16 protein-coding genes are annotated in these 16,423 nt (G+C 74.6%); 4 read left to right on the top strand and 12 right to left on the bottom strand.

Annotated elements, in window-relative coordinates:
* Window positions 1–41 precede the first annotated feature (41 nt).
* The 6 genes from tsaD to glmS are packed head-to-tail and all read right to left on the bottom strand — an operon-like array spanning window position 42 to window position 6,223.
* A complete protein-coding gene (gene tsaD / locus MU522_RS06910; RefSeq protein ID WP_246990362.1) occupies window positions 42–1,103 on the bottom strand; it encodes a tRNA (adenosine(37)-N6)-threonylcarbamoyltransferase complex transferase subunit TsaD in 1,062 nt (353 codons plus the stop codon).
* A complete protein-coding gene (gene rimI, locus MU522_RS06905) occupies window positions 1,103–1,558 on the bottom strand; it encodes a ribosomal protein S18-alanine N-acetyltransferase (RefSeq protein ID WP_240671416.1) in 456 nt (151 codons plus the stop codon). Before rimI ends, tsaD begins: the two co-directional genes overlap by 1 nt.
* Complete coding sequence (gene tsaB / locus MU522_RS06900) at window positions 1,555–2,121, bottom strand: tRNA (adenosine(37)-N6)-threonylcarbamoyltransferase complex dimerization subunit type 1 TsaB (protein WP_246990361.1); 567 nt, start codon at window positions 2,119–2,121, stop codon at window positions 1,555–1,557. The genes rimI and tsaB overlap by 4 nt, the downstream gene beginning before the upstream one ends.
* Window positions 2,118–3,977 carry a tRNA (adenosine(37)-N6)-threonylcarbamoyltransferase complex ATPase subunit type 1 TsaE gene (tsaE, locus tag MU522_RS06895; RefSeq protein WP_246990360.1) on the bottom strand — a complete coding sequence of 620 codons (1,860 nt, stop codon included), beginning with the start codon at window positions 3,975–3,977 and terminating at the stop codon, window positions 2,118–2,120. Before tsaE ends, tsaB begins: the two co-directional genes overlap by 4 nt.
* The gene (locus MU522_RS06890; protein WP_128190452.1) at window positions 3,977–4,342 is read right to left on the bottom strand and encodes a holo-ACP synthase; all 366 of its coding nucleotides are present in this window, start codon (window positions 4,340–4,342) and stop codon (window positions 3,977–3,979) included. The genes tsaE and MU522_RS06890 overlap by 1 nt, the downstream gene beginning before the upstream one ends.
* A gap of 33 nt (window positions 4,343–4,375) precedes the next feature.
* The gene (glmS, locus tag MU522_RS06885) at window positions 4,376–6,223 is read right to left on the bottom strand and encodes a glutamine--fructose-6-phosphate transaminase (isomerizing) (protein WP_246990359.1); all 1,848 of its coding nucleotides are present in this window, start codon (window positions 6,221–6,223) and stop codon (window positions 4,376–4,378) included.
* A 33-nt stretch (window positions 6,224–6,256) separates the two neighbouring features.
* On the opposite strand from glmS, the gene coaA reads away from it, so the two are divergent.
* Window positions 6,257–7,189, top strand: coding sequence for a type I pantothenate kinase (gene coaA, locus MU522_RS06880; RefSeq protein WP_128190450.1), 933 nt, complete (start codon window positions 6,257–6,259; stop codon window positions 7,187–7,189).
* A gap of 259 nt (window positions 7,190–7,448) precedes the next feature.
* Here coaA and MU522_RS06875 read toward each other — a convergent pair whose 3' ends face one another.
* Window positions 7,449–8,402 carry a DMT family transporter gene (locus tag MU522_RS06875; RefSeq protein ID WP_246990358.1) on the bottom strand — a complete coding sequence of 318 codons (954 nt, stop codon included), beginning with the start codon at window positions 8,400–8,402 and terminating at the stop codon, window positions 7,449–7,451.
* 95 nt (window positions 8,403–8,497) lie between these two features.
* Here MU522_RS06875 and MU522_RS06870 point away from each other — a divergent pair, with 95 nt between their 5' ends.
* A complete protein-coding gene (locus MU522_RS06870; RefSeq protein WP_246990357.1) occupies window positions 8,498–9,052 on the top strand; it encodes a CGNR zinc finger domain-containing protein in 555 nt (184 codons plus the stop codon).
* Here MU522_RS06870 and glmM read toward each other — a convergent pair.
* The 4 genes from glmM to MU522_RS06850 all read right to left on the bottom strand — a co-directional run bounded on the left by glmM (window position 9,042) and on the right by MU522_RS06850 (window position 12,964).
* Complete coding sequence (gene glmM / locus MU522_RS06865) at window positions 9,042–10,394, bottom strand: phosphoglucosamine mutase (RefSeq protein ID WP_246990356.1); 1,353 nt, start codon at window positions 10,392–10,394, stop codon at window positions 9,042–9,044. The two genes, MU522_RS06870 and glmM, sit on opposite strands and share 11 nt — an antisense overlap.
* 3 nt (window positions 10,395–10,397) lie before the next feature.
* Entirely contained in the window at window positions 10,398–10,877 is a 480-nt protein-coding gene (rpsI, locus tag MU522_RS06860) for a 30S ribosomal protein S9 (RefSeq protein WP_128190184.1), read from the bottom strand.
* A 20-nt stretch (window positions 10,878–10,897) separates the two neighbouring features.
* Window positions 10,898–11,344 carry a 50S ribosomal protein L13 gene (rplM, locus tag MU522_RS06855; RefSeq protein ID WP_128190183.1) on the bottom strand — a complete coding sequence of 149 codons (447 nt, stop codon included), beginning with the start codon at window positions 11,342–11,344 and terminating at the stop codon, window positions 10,898–10,900.
* Window positions 11,345–11,518: 174 nt separating this feature from the next.
* Window positions 11,519–12,964, bottom strand: a complete 1,446-nt coding sequence (locus MU522_RS06850) for a DivIVA domain-containing protein (RefSeq protein ID WP_246990355.1) — start codon at window positions 12,962–12,964, stop codon at window positions 11,519–11,521.
* Window positions 12,965–13,068: 104 nt separating this feature from the next.
* On the opposite strand from MU522_RS06850, the gene MU522_RS06845 reads away from it, so the two are divergent.
* Complete coding sequence (locus MU522_RS06845) at window positions 13,069–13,713, top strand: HAD hydrolase-like protein (protein ID WP_246990354.1); 645 nt, start codon at window positions 13,069–13,071, stop codon at window positions 13,711–13,713.
* Between the two features lie 18 nt (window positions 13,714–13,731).
* On the opposite strand, the gene truA is transcribed toward MU522_RS06845, so the two are convergent.
* Window positions 13,732–14,556, bottom strand: coding sequence for a tRNA pseudouridine(38-40) synthase TruA (truA, locus tag MU522_RS06840; RefSeq protein ID WP_246990353.1), 825 nt, complete (start codon window positions 14,554–14,556; stop codon window positions 13,732–13,734).
* Between the two features lie 63 nt (window positions 14,557–14,619).
* Here truA and MU522_RS06835 point away from each other — a divergent pair, with 63 nt between their 5' ends.
* A complete protein-coding gene (locus MU522_RS06835) occupies window positions 14,620–16,395 on the top strand; it encodes a glycoside hydrolase family 15 protein (RefSeq protein ID WP_246990352.1) in 1,776 nt (591 codons plus the stop codon).
* Window positions 16,396–16,423 lie beyond the last annotated feature (28 nt).

Genomic DNA, 16,423 nt, shown 5'->3' with positions numbered 1-16,423 from the left:
ATCCTGCCAGGCCGACCTGTGCATCCGCCCGGTCGCGCCGCTCACGCCGTGACCTGCACGGTGCTCGCGTCGAGCGTCGACTCGGCCGCGAAGCCGGCGGGGCTCGGAGCGTCGCCGCGCGCGACGAGCATCGCCCCGACGGCCGCGATCATCGCCCCGTTGTCGGTGCACAGGTCGAGCGGCGGGATCCGCAGCGCGACGCCCGCCTGCTCGCAGCGCTCGGCCGCGACCTCGCGCAGGCGCCGGTTGGCGACCACGCCGCCGCCGAGCAGCAGGCGCGGGATGCCGTGCGCCGCGCACGCGTCGAGCGCCTTCGCCACGAGCACGTCGACGACCGCCTCGCGGAAGCTCGCCGCGACATCCGCCACCGGCAGCGGCTCCCCCGCGGCCTCGGCCCGCTCGACGTGGCGCGCGACGGCCGTCTTCAGCCCCGAGAACGAGAAGTCGAAGCGGTGGCGGTCGCGGTCCTTCGGCGCCGTGAGCCCGCGCGGGAAGCGGATCGCCGCCGGGTCGCCGCCCACGGCGGCGCTGTCGATCGAAGGCCCGCCCGGGTACGAGAGCCCGAGCAGTCGCGCGGTCTTGTCGAAGGCCTCGCCCGCCGCGTCGTCGATCGTCTCCCCCAGCAGCTCGACGTCGCCCGCGAGGTCGCGCACGAGCAGCAGCGACGTGTGGCCGCCCGAGACGAGCAGCGCGACGGTCGGCAGCTCGAGCGGCTCGCCCGAGAGCACGTCGGCGGCGACGTGGCCGACGAGGTGGTTGACGCCGTACAGCGGCAGGTCGCGCGCGGCGGCGAGGCCCTTCGCGGCGCCGATGCCCACCATGAGGGCGCCGGCGAGGCCGGGCCCGGCGGTGACGGCGACCGCGTCGAGGTCGTCGAGGGTGAGGGATGCGTCGGCGAGCGCCGCGAGGATCGTCGGCTGCAGCTCCTCGAGGTGGGCGCGCGCGGCGATCTCGGGCACGACGCCCCCGAAGCGCGCGTGCAGCTCCATCGACGAAGCGATCCGGTTCGCGAGCAGCTCGGTGCCGCGCACGATGCCGACGCCCGTCTCGTCGCAGCTCGTCTCGATGCCGAGCACCACCGCCGGCCGCTGCCCCTGCACCATCACGCCGACTCCCGCTTCATGACCACCGCATCCACGTCCTCCGGCTGGTAGTAGCGCGGCCGCACGCCGATCTCGCGGAACCCGACCGACTCGTAGAGGCCGCGCGCGACCGGGTTGTCGGCCCGTACCTCGAGGAACAGCTCGCGCACACCGCGCCGGCCGGCCTCGGCGAGCAGCTCGGCGAGCAGCGCGCGCCCGATGCCGCGCCCGCGGGCGCCGGCGGCGACGGCGATCGTCTGCACGTCGCCCTCGACGCCCACGGCGCGCAGGCCCGCGTAGCCGACCGTGCGGCCGTCGTCGTCCTCGTCGACGGCGATGACGTAGCGGCCCCAGTCGCTCGCGACCTCCTGCTGCATGGTGCCGCGCTCCCACGCGCTCGCGCCGAACGACGCCTGCTCGATCGCCATGATCGCGTCGAGGTCGCCGGCGCCCGCGGTGCGGATGACGACGCTCACTGGCTCACCCGCTTCGGGCCGGCCGACGGCGTCGCGTCGGCGTCGCGCAGGTACAGCGCCTGCTCCACCTCGGCCGCCCCGCGCACGAGGGCGCGGGCGAGCAGCGCGGCGTCGACCGCGTCGGCGTCGAGGCGGGGCGCGCCAGCGTGCGCGGCGGCGGGCGGCGGCACCGCGTCGGCGGGCGCGAGGTGCGGGCCGTCGACGACCAGGCCGTCGACGATCGAGCTCCACGCGCGCTCCCGGCGCCGCACATCCGTCGTCACCTGCGCCGTGCCCTCGGTGATGCCCGCGTGGCTCGCGATGCCGACGCACCGCACCCCGAGGCCCATCGCCGCCGCGCGCGCCGCCGCGATGCCGACGCGCAGGCCCGTGAAGGCGCCCGGCCCCATGCCGGCGACGACGAGCTCGATACGGTCGCGGCGGCCCGCGAGGGCGCGCTCGAGCATGGGCCCGAGGTGCTCGGCGTGGCGCCGCGCGTCGCCCTGGTGCTCGCGGAAGACGACGTCGTCGCCGTCGACGACGGCGACCGAGGTGCCGAGCGAGGTGTCGATGGCCAGGATCACGGTGCCTCCTCCGTCGGGCCCGGGGCGGTGAGCGAGCGCACGCGCGCGGCGTCCCAGCCGGGGCCGTGCCCGCGCAGGCGCACCGAGCGCGGCGACTCGCCGTCGCCGTCGGCCTCGCCGCGGTCGATCTCGACGCGCAGCCAGCTCTCGAGCGCGTGCTCGAGCGGCGCGCCCCACTCGGCGACCGTGATGGCGCCGTCGAGGTCGAGGTCGAGGTCGTCGAGCTCGGCCTCGTCGCCCAGCCGATACGCGTCGACGTGCTGCAGGTCGGGGCCCGCGGCGGTGCGGTGCGTGCGGGCGATGACGAACGTGGGGCTCTGCACGGTGCCGCGCGCGCCGAGCGCCCGGCCGATGCCGCGCGTGAGGGTGGTCTTGCCCGCGCCGAGCGGGCCGATGAGCAGCACGGCGTCGCCGGCGCGCAGCACCGCGCCGATGCGCTCGCCGAGCAGCTCCATCGCGTCGGCGTCGGCGACCGAGCCGGCGACCTCGACCGCCACGCGCGGGCCGATCATGCCGGTGAGCTCGGGGGCGGATGCGTGCTCGAGCACGACCGGGTCGCCGACGCGGGCGGGGCGGTCGCCGACGTCGAGCACGACCTGGTCCATCGCCACGCGCCCGCGGATCGGGTGCGCGCCGTCGCCGCCGACGACCGCCGGGCGGCCGGTGGCGCTGCGCGTGACGCCGTCGGCGTAGCCGAGGCCGACGAGCGCGAGCGTCGTCGCGCTCGGCGTGACGTACTCGCCCCCGTAGGAGACGCCGAGGCCGGGCTCCACGCGCTTGACGCCCACGAGCTCGCCGACGAGGCGGCGGGGCTCGCCGTCGAGCCCGAGCTCGAGCACGCGCCGCGGCGCCGTCTCGGGTCCCGCGGCGACGACGCCCGCGCCCCGGCCGGCCGCGCCCATCCGGGTCACGACCTCGTACGTGATCGTGCGCGCCGCGCGCGCCCACGCGTCGGCGCTCGGCTCGCCCGCAGCCGGGTCGCCCCACAGCACGCCGTCGCCCGTGCGCGGCGGCTCGATCCTGAGGCTGCGCGCGCCGACCGCGGCGACGTGCGCGAGCTCGCCGCCGAGCAGCACCGGCGCGCCGACCGCGGGCAGCAGCCCGTCGTCGAGCCCGACCTCGGCGACGCCGTCGACGAAGGCGGCGCTCGCGCGCATCGCGGGCCGGAGGCCCAGCGCCGCGGCCGCCGACCCGTCGCCGGCGCCCGGACCGCTCGGGTCGACGCCGTACGCGGCCACGCCGATGCGCACGAGGTCGAAGCGGGCCTCCGGCAGCGCGATCGCGGCCGCCGAGCTCGCGAGGTGCCGCAGCTCCAGGCCGAGCGGCTCGGCCTCGGCGAGCGCCGACGCGAAGTCGCGCACCTGCGCGAGGTCGGCGTCGCGGCTCGTGCCGGCGAGGTGCGACATCGCGCCGCGGATGCGCGCGCCGTCGGCGGCGAGCGCGATCGCGCGCGCGATCGCCGCGGAGCGGTCGCCGCGCGCGATGCCGTTGCGGCCGAGCCCGGTGTCGAGCTTCAGGTGGATGACGGCGCCCGCGGCGGCAGCCGCCTCGAGCTGCGCGATCGAGCTCACTGCCACGTCGACGCCGTGGCGCGCCGCGAGCGACAAGTCGACGCCCGGCCCGTGCAGCCAGGCGAGGATCGGCGCGTCGATGCCGGCGGCGCGCAGCTGCAGCGCCTCCGCGAGGTCGACGACGCCGAGCATGGCGGCACCGCCGTCGAGCATCGCGCGGGCGGATGCGACGGCCCCGTGGCCGTAGCCGTCGGCCTTCACGACGCCGCACACGGGCGTCGCCGCCCGCGCGGCGAGCGCGCGCACGTTCGCGGCGATGGCCGCCGTGTCGACCTCGATGCGCATCAGGACTCCGCGATGACCGTCGCCGTGGCGACGCCCGCGTCGTGGCTCATCGAGACGTGCACGCGCGTCGCGCCGATCGCGGCCGCGCGCTCGGCAGCGGTGCCGCGCAGGTCGAGGCTCGGCTCGCCTCCCGGGCCCTGCACGACCACCAGGTCGACCCAGCGCATCCCCGCGTTCGCGCCGAGCGCCTTGAACGCGGCCTCCTTCGCGGCGAAGCGCGCCGCGAGCGACGGCAGCGACCGCTCGCGGCCGTCGACGAGCAGCTCGTCGGGCGCGAAGAGGCGCTGCTTGAGCCGCGGCGTGCGCGTGACGGCGCGCTCGAAGCGCGCCAGGTCGACGACGTCGACGCCGAGCCCCACGATCACGAGCCGACCCCGGTCATCTGCCGACGAGCCGGATCACTCGACCGTGACCGACTTCGCGAGGTTGCGCGGCTGGTCGACGTCGAGGCCCTTCGCGGTGGCGAGCTCGAGCGCGAAGATGTGCAGCGGCACGACCTGCAGCACGGGCTCGAGCATCGGCAGGGTCAGCGGCACGCGCAGCACCACGTCGGCGTACGGCAGCACCGCGGCGTCGCCCGCCTCGGCGACCGCGATGACGCGGGCGCCGCGCGCCCGGATCTCCTGGATGTTCGAGACGATCTTCGAGTGCAGCAGCGGCTCGTTGCGCGGGCTCGGCACCACGACGAACACGACCTGGCCGGGCTCGATGAGCGCGATGGGGCCGTGCTTCAGCTCGCCGCCCGCGAAGCCCTCGGCGTGGATGTAGCTGATCTCCTTGAGCTTCAGCGCGCCCTCGAGCGCCACCGGGTAGCCGACGTGGCGGCCGAGGAAGAGCACCGAGCGGGTGTCGCTCATCCAGTGCGCGAGCTCGTGCACCGACTCCTGCTCGGCGAGCACCTGGCGCAGCTCGTCGGGCAGCTCGCGGAGCTCTCCGACGACCTCGGCGATCTGCTCCTCCGTCATCGTGCCGCGCACTCGCGCGAGGTGCAGGCCGAAGAGCAGCTGGCCGATCACCTGCGCGAGGAACGCCTTCGTCGACGCGACCGCGACCTCGGGGCCGGCGTGCGTGTAGAGCACCGCCTCCGACTCGCGCGGGATGGTGGCGCCCTGCGTGTTGCAGATCGAGAGCGTGCGGGCGCCCTGCGCGACCGCGTGCTGCACGGCCATCTTCGTGTCCATCGTCTCGCCCGACTGCGAGATCGAGATGACGAGCGTGTGCTCGTCGAGCACCGGGTCGCGGTAGCGGAACTCGTGCGCGAGGTCGACCTCGACGGGCACGCGCGCCCACGTCTCGATCGCGTACTTGCCCACGAGGCCCGAGTAGCTCGCCGTGCCGCACGCGACGATGACGATGCGGTGGATGCCCTGCAGCACCTCGTCGGTGAGCACGCCCAGCTCGCCCAGGTCGACGCCGTGGTCGGTCAGGCGGCCGCGCATGGTGTTCTCGACGGCCTCCGGCCCCTCCGAGACCTCCTTCGCCATGAACGACGGCCAGCCGCCCTTGTCGGCGGCCGAGGCGTCCCAGTTGACCTCGAAGCGCTTCGGCTCGGTCGGGGTGCCGTCGAAGTCGGTGACGGATGCGCTGTCGACGGTGATCGTGACGATCTGGTCGTTGTCGAGCGCGGCCGCGTCGGGCGTGAACTTCACGAACGCGCTCACGTCGCTGCCGAGGAAGTGCTCGCCCTTGCCGTAGCCGACGAGCAGCGGCGAGTTGTGCGAGGCGCCGACGACGACGCCCGGCTGCTCGGCGTGCATCGCGAGCAGCGTGAACTGGCCCTCGAGCCGGCGCACGACCTGACGCATCGCGAGCGTGAGGTCGCCCGTCTCGCGGTAGGCGCGGCCGAGCAGCTTCGCCGCGGCCTCGGTGTCGGTCTCGCTCGCGAAGACCTCGCCCGCGGCCTCGAGCTCGGCGCGCAGCTCGGCGAAGTTCTCGATGATGCCGTTGTGGATGAGCGACAGCCGGCCCTCGTCGCCGAGGTGCGGGTGCGCGTTCTCGTCGGTCGGCCCGCCGTGCGTGGCCCAGCGCGTGTGGCCGATGCCGGTCGACGACTCGGGCAGCGGCGCGTCCGAGAGGCTGTCGCGGAGGACCTTGAGCTTGCCGCCCTTCTTGCGCAGCGCGACGCGGTCGCCGTCGATCACCGAGACGCCGGCGCTGTCGTAGCCCCGGTACTCGAGCCTGCTGAGACCCTCGAGCAGCACGTCGACCGTGCTGCGCTCACCGGTATAGCCCACGATGCCGCACATGCCTCCGATCCTACCGGCGGTAGGCTCCGTGCGATGTCCCAGCCGATCCAGTCGCCGTTCGTCGAGATCGAGCGCCGCGATTGGGCGCGCCTCGCGCCCCGCATGCCCAACCCGCTCACCGAGGCCGAGGTGCGGCGGCTCCGCGGCACCGGCGACCGGCTCGAGCTGCGCGAGGTGGCCGAGGTGTACCTGCCGCTGTCGCGGCTCGTGAGCCTCTACCAGGAGTCGGCCGCCCGCCTGCACCGCGAGACCACCGAGTTCCTCGGCGCCACGGCGCATCCCACCCCCTTCGTCATCGGCGTGGCCGGCAGCGTCGCGGTCGGCAAGTCGACGACCGCCCGCCTGCTCAAGGAGCTGCTGAGCCGCTGGGAGGGCTCGCCGAAGGTCGACCTCATCACCACGGACGGCTTCCTGCACCCGAACCGGGTGCTCGAGGAGCGCGGGCTCATGCAGCGCAAGGGCTTCCCCGAGTCGTACGACCGGCGGGCGCTGCTCGGCTTCGTCTCGCGCGTGAAGTCGGGCGAGGCCGAGGTGCGCGCGCCCGTCTACTCGCACCTGTCGTACGACATCGTGCCGGGCGAGGAGATCGTGGTGCGGCGGCCCGACGTGCTCATCGTCGAGGGGCTCAACGTGCTGCAGCCGCCGCCGTCGGGGTCGCACCTGGCCGTGTCGGACCTGTTCGACTTCTCGATCTACGTCGACGCGCGCACGAGCGCGATCCGCCAGTGGTACGTCGACCGCTTCTTCGCGCTCAAGGCGAGCGCGTTCCAGGATCCGCAGTCGTACTTCCACCGCTTCGCGGACATGTCGGATGCGCGGGCGAGGGCCTACTCGACCGACGTCTGGGACTCCATCAACGGCCCGAACCTCGTCGAGCACATCCTGCCGACCCGGCCGCGCGCCGACCTGGTGCTGCGCAAGGACGACGACCACACCATCCGCTCGGTGCTCCTCCGCAAGGTCTGACCCCGCGCCCGAGCGGAGGCTCCTGCGACCGAGTGGCGCCTCCCGCGATCGAGTGGCGGCTCCCGCGATCGAGTGGCGGCTCCCGCGATCGAGTGGCGGCTCCCGCGATCGAGTGGCGGCTCCCGCGACCGAGTGGCGGCTCCCACCGAGACCGCTTCCCCTCTGCAGGCGAGGCCAGGGGCGCCACTCGATCCCCGACGGCGCCACTCGATCGCCAGCGGCGCCACTCGATGTCGGGAGGCGCCACTCACGGGTCGGGCTAGGGGCTGGGGATGCCCTCGACGATCGCCGGGGACTCGGAGACGCGCGGGCGGTCGACCTGGCCGAGCTTCACGAGCACGACGCCCGCGATGATCGCCGCGGCGCCCAGCCACTGCATGCCGCTCGGCAGCAGCCACAGCAGCACGGCGGTCCAGAGGATGCCGAACATCGGCTCGGAGTAGCCGACGAAGCTCGCGAGCGTCGCGCCGAGCCGCCGCGCGCCGAGGATGCCGAGCACGTAGGCGGCGGCGGTCGCGACGAGCACGAGCAGGAGCAGCACCGTCCACGCGGGCAGGGTGGCGCCCGCGAGGACGACGGGCCGAGCCGTGGCGACGAACGGCAGCAGGCCGCTCGCCGAGGCCGCGACGAGCACGACGGCGCCGACGATGAGCCCGAGGCCGGCGAGCGCGATCGGCGGCAGCTCGGAGTCGGCCTTCGACGCGGCGATCCAGTAGCCGGCGTTGCCGACCGCGGCGCCGAGCGCGAGCAGCACCCCGAGCGGGTGCAGCGCCTCACCGCCGACGCCCGAGACGAGCGCGAGGCCGACGAGCGCCACGCCCGCGCCCGCGAGCGTGAGCATCGCCGGCGCGCGGCGGCTCACCGCCCACGTGAAGAAGACGAGCAGCACCGGCCCCAGGAACTCGATGAGCAGCGCGAGCGAGGGCTCGATGTAGGCGACGGCGCTGAAGAACGCGAGCTGGCACAGCGCGACCGCGAGGAGCCCCAGCACGAGCACCTCCCGCCACGACCGCAGCACCGCGCCCCACCGGCCGCGCAGCAGCCACAGCGTCGGCACGAGCAGCACGAGCGCGCCGCCCGCGATGCGGGCGGTCGTGACGGCGCCCGGGCTCCAGCCGCCCGCGAGCAGCGCGGAGGCGAAGATGCCGGAGAGGCCGAAGGAGGCCGAGCTCGCGAGGGCGAACGCGAGCCCGATGGGGCGACGGGGCTGCATGGGCGGCTCACAGGGGTGCGAAGGGCTAGCATCGTGCTCACCACGGCGGGCACACGTCACGGCCGTTGGCCCTGACAGTCGTGATCGTAGCCGAGGTGACCGTGTCGCTCCCCTACCCCCGAGAGCTGATCCGCTCCCTGGAGTTCATCGCCGACGTCTGCAACCGCAGGCGCGCCGGCGAGCTCGACTCGGCGGCCAGCCTGCGCGCGATCTGCGCGGAGTGGGGCTTCCCCGGCGCGAGCTCCGCGACGCGCGCGGACGCCGAGGCGACGTGGGCGCACCTGCCGGCCGTCGAGCGGATGTGGGACGGCGAGCGCGACGCGGTCGCGGGCCTCGTGAACCGCGTCTTCGACGAGACGGGTGCCCGGCCGCACCTCGTGCGGCACGACGGCTCCGACTGGCACCTGCACGGCCTGCCGGCGGGCTCGCCGATCGCCGACCGGCTCGCGGTCGACGCCGCGATGGCGATCGCCGACCTCGTGCGCGCCGACGACCTCGAGCGCTGCCGGCGTTGCGCGGACAGCCGCTGCGACCGCATGCACCTCGACCTGTCGCGCAACCGGTCGCGGCGCTTCTGCTCGACGACGTGCCAGTCGCGCACCAACGTCGCGGCGTTCCGCAGCCGCCACGCGGCCGACGTCAGGACGTGACCGACAGCTCCTGGCGCACGAGGTCGGCGAGCTCGTCGGCGATCGTCTGGGCGATGTGGCGCTCGTGCGCCTCGACCATGACGCGCACCATCTTCTCGGTGCCCGACGGGCGCAGCAGCACGCGGCCGTTGCTGCCGAGCTCGTGCTCGGCGCGCGCGACGGCCTCGGCGATCGGCCGGTTGCCGCGCAGACCCAGCCTGTCGACGCCCGGCACGTTCACGAGCACCTGCGGGTAGACCTCCATCACCGAGGCGAGCTCGGCGAGCGTCTTGCCGGTGCGCACCATCTCGGCCGCGATCTGCAGGCCGGTGAGCACGCCGTCGCCGGTGGTGGCGTAGCGGGAGAAGATGATGTGGCCCGACTGCTCGCCGCCGAGCGCGAGGCCGTACTCGCCGAGCGCCTCGAGCACGTAGCGGTCGCCGACGGCCGTCTGCACGAGCTGGATGCCGTGCTCGTCCATCGCGACCTTGAGGCCCAGGTTCGACATCACGGTCGCGACCAGGGTGTCGTCGGTGAGCAGGCCCCGGCGCTTGCCGGAGAGCGCGAGCAGCGCCATGATCTGGTCGCCGTCGACGACGTCGCCGTTCGCGTCGATCGCGAGGCAGCGGTCGGCGTCGCCGTCGTGGGCGATGCCGAGGTCGGCGCCCGACGAGAGCACGAGGTCGCGCAGCTGCTCGAGGTGGGTCGAGCCGACCTCGCGGTTGATGTTCGTGCCGTCGGGGTCGTTGCCCATGACTGTCACCGTCGCGCCCGCGTCGGCGAAGGCGCGCGGGCTGACGCCGGCGGCCGCGCCGTGGGCGCAGTCGAGCGCGACGTGCAGGCCCTGGAGGCTCACCTCGAGCGTGCCGAGCAGGTGCACGAGGTAGCGGTCCTCGGCGTCGGAGAAGCGGCGGACCGTGCCCACCTCGGCGCCGATGGGGCGCAGCGGCGGCGCGCCCAGCGCAGCCTCGATCTCGTCCTCGACCGCGTCGGGCAGCTTGCGCCCGCCCTTGGCGAAGAACTTGATGCCGTTGTCGGGCGCGGGGTTGTGCGACGCCGAGACCATCACGCCGAAGTCGGCGCCGATGTCGCCGATCAGGTACGCGGCCGCGGGCGTCGGGATGACGCCCGCGTCGAGCACGTCGACGCCGCTCGAGGCGAGCCCCGCCGACACCGCGGCGACGATGAACTCACCCGAGATGCGAGGATCCCGCGCCACGACGGCGACAGGGCGCCGCCCCTCCTGCCGGGCTGTTCGCCCGAGCACGAGTGCGGCGCCCTGTGCGAGCGCCAGCGCCGACTCCGCCGTGATGTCGAGGCCTGCGAGACCTCGAACCCCGTCTGTGCCGAAGAGGCGCGACATGGATCAGCGCTTCGAGTACTGCGGCGCCTTGCGGGCCTTCTTGAGACCGGCCTTCTTGCGCTCGATGACGCGAGCGTCGCGCGAGAGGAAGCCGGCCTTCTTGAGCTCCGGTCGGTTGTTCTCGACGTCGATCTCGTTGAGCGCACGAGCGATGCCCAGGCGCAGCGCACCGGCCTGGCCCGAGGGGCCGCCGCCGGAGATGCGGGCGATCACGTCGTAGCTGCCGGCGAGCTCGAGCAGCGTGAACGGGTCGTTGATGAGCTGCTGGTGCAGCTTGTTCGGGAAGTAGTCCTCGAGCGTGCGGCCGTTCACGGTGAACGAGCCGGAGCCGGGGATGAGGCGCACGCGGGCGATGGCCTGCTTGCGACGGCCGACGGCCTGGCCGCCGATGTTGACGACGCGGGGCGCCTTGGGAGCCTCAGCTGCCGGCGTCTCGGTCGAGAAGCTCTCGGGAGCCTCGATGGAGTCTGCGATCTTCGCCATGTCTGGTGTCTCCTCGCGCCCTACTGGGCGACCTGGTCGAACGTGTAGGGGGTCGGCTGCTGCGCCGCGTGCGGGTGCTCGGGGCCTGCGTAGACCTTGAGCTTCTTGATCTGGGCGCGGCCGAGCGAGTTCTTCGGGAGCATGCCGCGGATGGCCTTCTCGACGGTGCGGACGGGGAACCGCGCGAGCATCTCCTCGTAGCCGGTGGCCTTGAGGCCGCCCGGGTAGCCGGAGTGGCGGTAGGCGACCTTCTTGGCGAGCTTCTGCCCGGTGAGCGCCACCTTCTCGGCGTTCACGACGATGACGTAGTCGCCCATGTCCATGTGGGGGGCGAACGTCGGCTTGTGCTTGCCGCGGAGCATGGCGGCGGCGTGGCTGGCCAGCCGGCCGAGGACCACGTCGGTGGCGTCGATGACGACCCAGTCGTGCTGGACGTCACTCGCCTTGGGCGAGTAGGTGCGAGTCATTGGTGCCTCACTGATCGAATGGATGGTCGTGAATCCCACTCCGAGGCGTTCGCCGGCGCGATGCGCGCGAACCATCCGGTGGAGGGCTCATTCGGGCACGCGCAGGCTGCACGCACCAAGGATCGAGCATACGCGGCACGGGGCCGCGCGGTCAAGCCGTCGGCGCGCCGCCGCTCAGCGGTCGATCGACGGGTCGTACTCGTCCCGCTCCTCGTGCCACACGACGTCGACGACCTCCTCGCGCGTGGCGGGCTCCTCGAGCGCCTCCCCCTCGACCGGCTCGTCCGCGGCCTGGTCGCCGGCGGGCGCGTCGACGTCGAGCGTCAGGTCGTCGAGCGGGTCGCCGCCCGGAGCGGATGCGGTGAAGGCGTCGGGCACGACGGCCCGGTCCTCCGCGGCGACCGTCGGCAGCGCCGCCGACGGCGCATCCGCCTCCTCCGCATCGCGCGCGTCGGCGGCGGGGCGCTCGTCGCGCTCGGCGCCGGCCGAGCTCCAGGTGCGCGGGTCGGCGGCGTCGGCGACGTGCATGAGCGACTGCACCTCGGCCATGAAGCCCGACAGCTGCGACTGCTGGTAGCGCAGGCCCCGCGCGCGGTCCTCGGCCTCGCGCAGCACGTCCTTCGTGTGCGTCGCGACGGTCTCGACGATCGACTGCGCGCGACGGCGCGCCTCGTCGAGCATCGCCGAGGCGCGCGCCTTCGCGCTCGCCTCGATCTGCGCCGCCTGCGCCTTCGACAGCTGCTCGTAGGCCTCCGACTGCTCGGCGACGTGCTTCGCGTGCGCGAGCGCGGAGGCGACCTTGTCGTTCGCGTCGGCGGTGATGCGCTCGGCGTGCGACACGGCCTGGTTGTGCAGGCGCAGGAACTCCTGCTGGGCGTCGTCCTGCCGCCGGGTGAGCGCCGCGTCGAGCTCGACCCTGCGCGCCTTCGCCTCCCGCACGATGCGGTCGGCGTCGAGCTTCAGGTCGTCGGTCTCGCGCGTGACCTGGGCGCGCAGCGCGGCGGCGGCCCGCTCGGCCTCGCCGAGCAGCACCTGCGCCTCGCGATCGGCCTGTGCGACCTTCTCGCCGAGCGAGCCGAGCTCGGCCTCGATCCGCGCGCGGTGCGCGGTCTGCTCGGTCTCGCTGCGGCGGCGGGCGAGCTCGGCCTCGTGCTGGGCCTCCTGCAGCACGCGCTGCGCCTCCTCCTGCGCGTCGCGGCGGATGCGGTCCCGCTCGGCGTTCGCGTCGTCGAGCACGCGCTGCGCGGAGGTCGAGGCGTTGGTGACGAGCGTCGACGCCTGGTCCTCGGCGACGCGCAGGATCTCGGCGAAGCGCACGCGGGTCTGCCGCCCGTCGGCGGCGTCGGCGCCCTCGTCGTCGTCGGAGGCCGCGTCGTCGTCGAGGGTCTGCACCTGCTGGGCGAGGCGCAGCATGCGCGACTCGGCCTGGTCGGCGCGCGCGACAGCCGCGTCGAGGTCCTCGGTGAGGTGCTGCAACCGCGCCTCGCTGTCGAGCGCCGCCTGTTCGCGGCCCCGCTCGACCTCGGCGAGCGCCTCGCGCAGCTGCGCGAGGGCGGCGTCGACCTGCTCGCGGTCGTAGCCGCGGAAGGCCTGATCGAATGCGTGCGGCTGCTCGGCCATGACTGCGCTCCGGCTCCTGCCGAGCTCTGCCTCGGCCGCCCTCCATCCTAGGCGTCGAGCGGGATCCGGACGGCGAGATCTGATCTCTGGGATGATGGAGGGACATGACTCCCAGCGGCATCATCTTCGACCTCGACGGCACCCTCACCGACTCCAAGCAGGGCCTCCTCGCGAGCCTGCGGCACATGCACGAGGCCGTCGGCTGGGAGGTGCCGAGCGAGACCGAGCTCGTGCGCTGGCTCGGCCCGCCGCTCGTCACCGTGCTCGCGGAGTCGGGCCGCTCGCCCGCCGAGATCGACGCGGCGCTGTCGGCGTTCCGCGCTCGGATGGCCGACGGCGGCCTCGTCGACTCGACCCTCTACCCGGGCGTGGATGCGCTCATCGCCGACCTGCACGGCGCCGGACGGCAGCTCGCGGTCGCGACCCACAAGATCCAGCGCGACGCCGAGGCGGTGATCGAGCACTACGCCCTGCGCCACCGCTTCCGCGGCGTGCACGGGCGCATCGACGGGGAGGCCGGCCACTCGAAGGCCGAGGTGATCGCGCGCGCGATCGGCTCGATCGGACTGCCCGCGGACGCCGTCGTGATGGTCGGCGACCGCGTCAACGACATCGCGTCGGCGCGCGAGCTCGGCATCCGCTCGATCGGCGTCGCCTACGGCTACGGCGGCCACGCCGAGCTCGTCGAGGCCGGCGCCGACCGGATCGTCGGCTCCGTCGACGAGCTGCGCGAGGCCCTCGCCGCCTGACGTCGGCGAGACCGGCGCTCAGGCGTCGAGGTCCGCCTCGCTCCGCCGCGCCCGCGCGCGATCGGCCTGCGCCGCGAGCTCGGCGTCGGGCGGGTAGCCGACCGCGACGAGCGTGAGGCCGCGCGCGGGCATGAGGCCCGTGAGCGCGGAGCGTCGGCGCTCCTGCAGCAGCGCCTCGGCCCGCGCGAGCCCGAGCCGGCCCTCGCCCACCCGCACGCACGCGGCGACGAGCGCCCGCACCATCGAGTGGCAGAACGCGTCGGCCGTGAGCGACGCTGTCAGCAGCTGCCCGTCGCGGCGCCACGTGAACTCGCGCAGCTCGCGGATCGTGGTCGCGCCCTCGCGCGGGCGGCAGAAGGCGGCGAAGTCGCGCAGCCCCACGAGCGCCTCGGCGCAGCGCGCCATCGCGTCGGCGTCGAGCGGCTGCGGCACGTGCTCGGCCGTGCGCCGCTCGAGCGGGTCGGCCGGCCCCGTCACGATCCGGTAGCGGTACGAGCGGGAGACCGCAGAGAAGCGCGCGTCGAAGCCGGCGGGCGCGAGCGAGACGCCCCGCACCACGAGGTCGCCCTCGCGCGACGCGAGCCGCGAGAGCCGCAGCGCGAGCCGCTCGCCCTCCTGGGCCGTCGCGGGCGCGAGCGCGGCGGGCACGTCGGCGTGCGCGACCTGCCCGCTCGCGTGCACCCCCGCATCCGTGCGCCCTGCCACCGTCACCCGCACCGGCTCGCGCGCCACGGTCGCGAGCGCCCGCTCGAGCTCGCCCTGGCAGGTGCGCAGCCCCGGCTGCGCCGCCCAGCCCGCGAAGCCGCCGCCGTCGTAGGCGAGGTCGAGGCGGATGCGCGGCATGCGGCAAGCCTATGCAGGAGCCGCGTGGACGGGACGCGGAGGCGCGCTCGATAGTCTCGCCGCATGCCCCAGCCCATCGAGGACTACGCCATGATCGGCGACCGGAGCACGGCGGCGCTCGTCGGCCGCGACGGCGCGATCGACTGGCTCTGCCTGCCCCACTTCGACTCCCACGCGTGCTTCGCCGCGATCCTGGGGCGTCGCGAGCACGGGCACTGGCGCATCGGCCCTGCGGGCGAGGCGACCTCCACCCGCCGCTACCTGCCGGGCAGCCTCGTGCTCGAGACGACGCACGAGACCGCGACGGGCACGGTGCGCGTGACGGATGCGATGCCCACCGGCGACGACCGGGCCGACGTCGTGCGCGTGATCGAGGGGGTCGCGGGCGAGGTCGAGCTCGAGCAGGAGCTCGTCGTGCGCTTCGGCTACGGCGCCGTGCCGCCCTGGTTCCGGCGCGAGCACGACCGCGGCGAGGAGGTGCTCGTCGCCGTCGCCGGCCCCGACCGCCTCGTGCTGCGCGGCGCCCCGCTGCCGCGGGCGCACGAGCACGCGCACCGCGCGACCTTCACCGTGCGCGAGGGCGAGCGGTTCGTGCTCGACCTGTGCTGGCAGCACTCCTGGCAGCCGATCGCGGCGCCGGTCGGCCAGCCCGAGGTGCTCGAGACGACGGTCGCCGAGTCGGCCGAGTGGCTCGCCGAGCTCGACTACGAGGGCCCCTACCTCGAGGCCGTGCAGACGAGCGTGCTCGTGCTCCGGGCGCTCACCGACCAGACGACCGGCGGCATCCTCGCCGCACCCACCACCTCGCTGCCGGAGGACCCCGGCGGCGAGCGCAACTGGGACTACCGCTTCACCTGGCTGCGCGACGCATCCCTCACCGTCGACGCGATGCTCGCGGTGCGGCTCACCGGCAAGGTGGGGCTCTGGCGCGACTGGCTGCTGCGGGCGATCGCCGGCGACCCGGAGGACATGCGCATCATGTACCGGCGCGACGGCGGCCGCGACCTGCTCGAGCGCGAGCTGCCGCACCTGCCGGGCTACGGCGGCGCGGCGCCCGTGCGCATCGGGAACGGGGCCGCCGACCAGCGCCAGCACGACGTGCTCGGCCAGGTGATGCTCACGCTCCAGCGGCTCCGCGCGATCGGGCTCGACGACACCCACGACTCGTGGCACCTGCAGCGGGCGCTGCTCGACGAGCTCGCGACGCACTGGGAGCGCCCCGACCACGGGCTGTGGGAGATGCGCGGCCAGCCCCAGCGCTTCACGCACTCGCGCGCCATGATGTGGGCCGCGTTCGACTGCGGCGTGCGGGCCGTGGAGGAGGGAGGATGCGACGGCGACCCGACGCGCTGGATCGCGCTGCGCGACGCGCTGCGCGAGGAGGTGCTCACGGAGGGCTTCGACGAGACGACCGGCTCGTTCCGCCAGCACTACGGCACGAGCGACGTCGACGCCTCGCTGCTGCAGCTGCCGACGATCGGGATCGTCGACGCCGACGACCCCCGGTTCCTCGGCACCGTCGCGCGCATCGAGCAGGAGCTGCTCGTCGACGGGCTGCCGCTGCGCTACCGCACGACGGGCCTCGACGGCCTCGCCGGCGACGAGCACCCGTTCGTGCTCTGCGGCTTCTGGCTCGTGATCGCCTACGCGCAGTGCGGGCGCCTCGACGACGCCACTGCGCTCATGGACCGCCTCGTGGCGCTCCGCAACGACGTGGGCCTGCTCGCCGAGGAGATCGACCCGGCCACCGGCCACCACTGGGGCAACTTCCCGCAGGCGTTCTCGCACCTGGGCCTCGTGCTCGCGGCGACCGAGATCGCGGCCGCGCAGCGCCGCTGAGCCGCGGCCGCGGCGCCGCATGACGAGA

Origin of the sequence: Agrococcus sp. SCSIO52902 (genome assembly GCF_022983135.1) — a bacterium.
In the GTDB taxonomy this organism is placed as follows: Bacteria; Actinomycetota; Actinomycetes; order Actinomycetales; family Microbacteriaceae; genus Agrococcus; species Agrococcus sediminis.
Note: the sequence above shows the minus strand (reverse complement) of the source record. Positions and strands in the feature narration are given on the sequence as shown.

Bases quoted from the DNA above. Each gene is read 5' to 3' on its own strand.
- tsaD (WP_246990362.1), bottom strand. From the start codon at position 1,103: ATGGTGCAGGGGCAGCGGCCGGCGGTGGTGCTCGGCATCGAGACGAGC.
- tsaE (WP_246990360.1), bottom strand. From the start codon at position 3,977: ATGCGCATCGAGGTCGACACGGCGGCCATCGCCGCGAACGTGCGCGCG.
- glmS (WP_246990359.1), bottom strand. From the start codon at position 6,223: ATGTGCGGCATCGTGGGCTATACCGGTGAGCGCAGCACGGTCGACGTG.
- coaA (WP_128190450.1), top strand. From the start codon at position 6,257: ATGTCCCAGCCGATCCAGTCGCCGTTCGTCGAGATCGAGCGCCGCGAT.
- MU522_RS06875 (WP_246990358.1), bottom strand. From the start codon at position 8,402: ATGCAGCCCCGTCGCCCCATCGGGCTCGCGTTCGCCCTCGCGAGCTCG.
- glmM (WP_246990356.1), bottom strand. From the start codon at position 10,394: ATGTCGCGCCTCTTCGGCACAGACGGGGTTCGAGGTCTCGCAGGCCTC.
- rpsI (WP_128190184.1), bottom strand. From the start codon at position 10,877: ATGGCGAAGATCGCAGACTCCATCGAGGCTCCCGAGAGCTTCTCGACC.
- rplM (WP_128190183.1), bottom strand. From the start codon at position 11,344: ATGACTCGCACCTACTCGCCCAAGGCGAGTGACGTCCAGCACGACTGG.
- MU522_RS06850 (WP_246990355.1), bottom strand. From the start codon at position 12,964: ATGGCCGAGCAGCCGCACGCATTCGATCAGGCCTTCCGCGGCTACGAC.
- MU522_RS06845 (WP_246990354.1), top strand. From the start codon at position 13,069: ATGACTCCCAGCGGCATCATCTTCGACCTCGACGGCACCCTCACCGAC.
- truA (WP_246990353.1), bottom strand. From the start codon at position 14,556: ATGCCGCGCATCCGCCTCGACCTCGCCTACGACGGCGGCGGCTTCGCG.
- MU522_RS06835 (WP_246990352.1), top strand. From the start codon at position 14,620: ATGCCCCAGCCCATCGAGGACTACGCCATGATCGGCGACCGGAGCACG.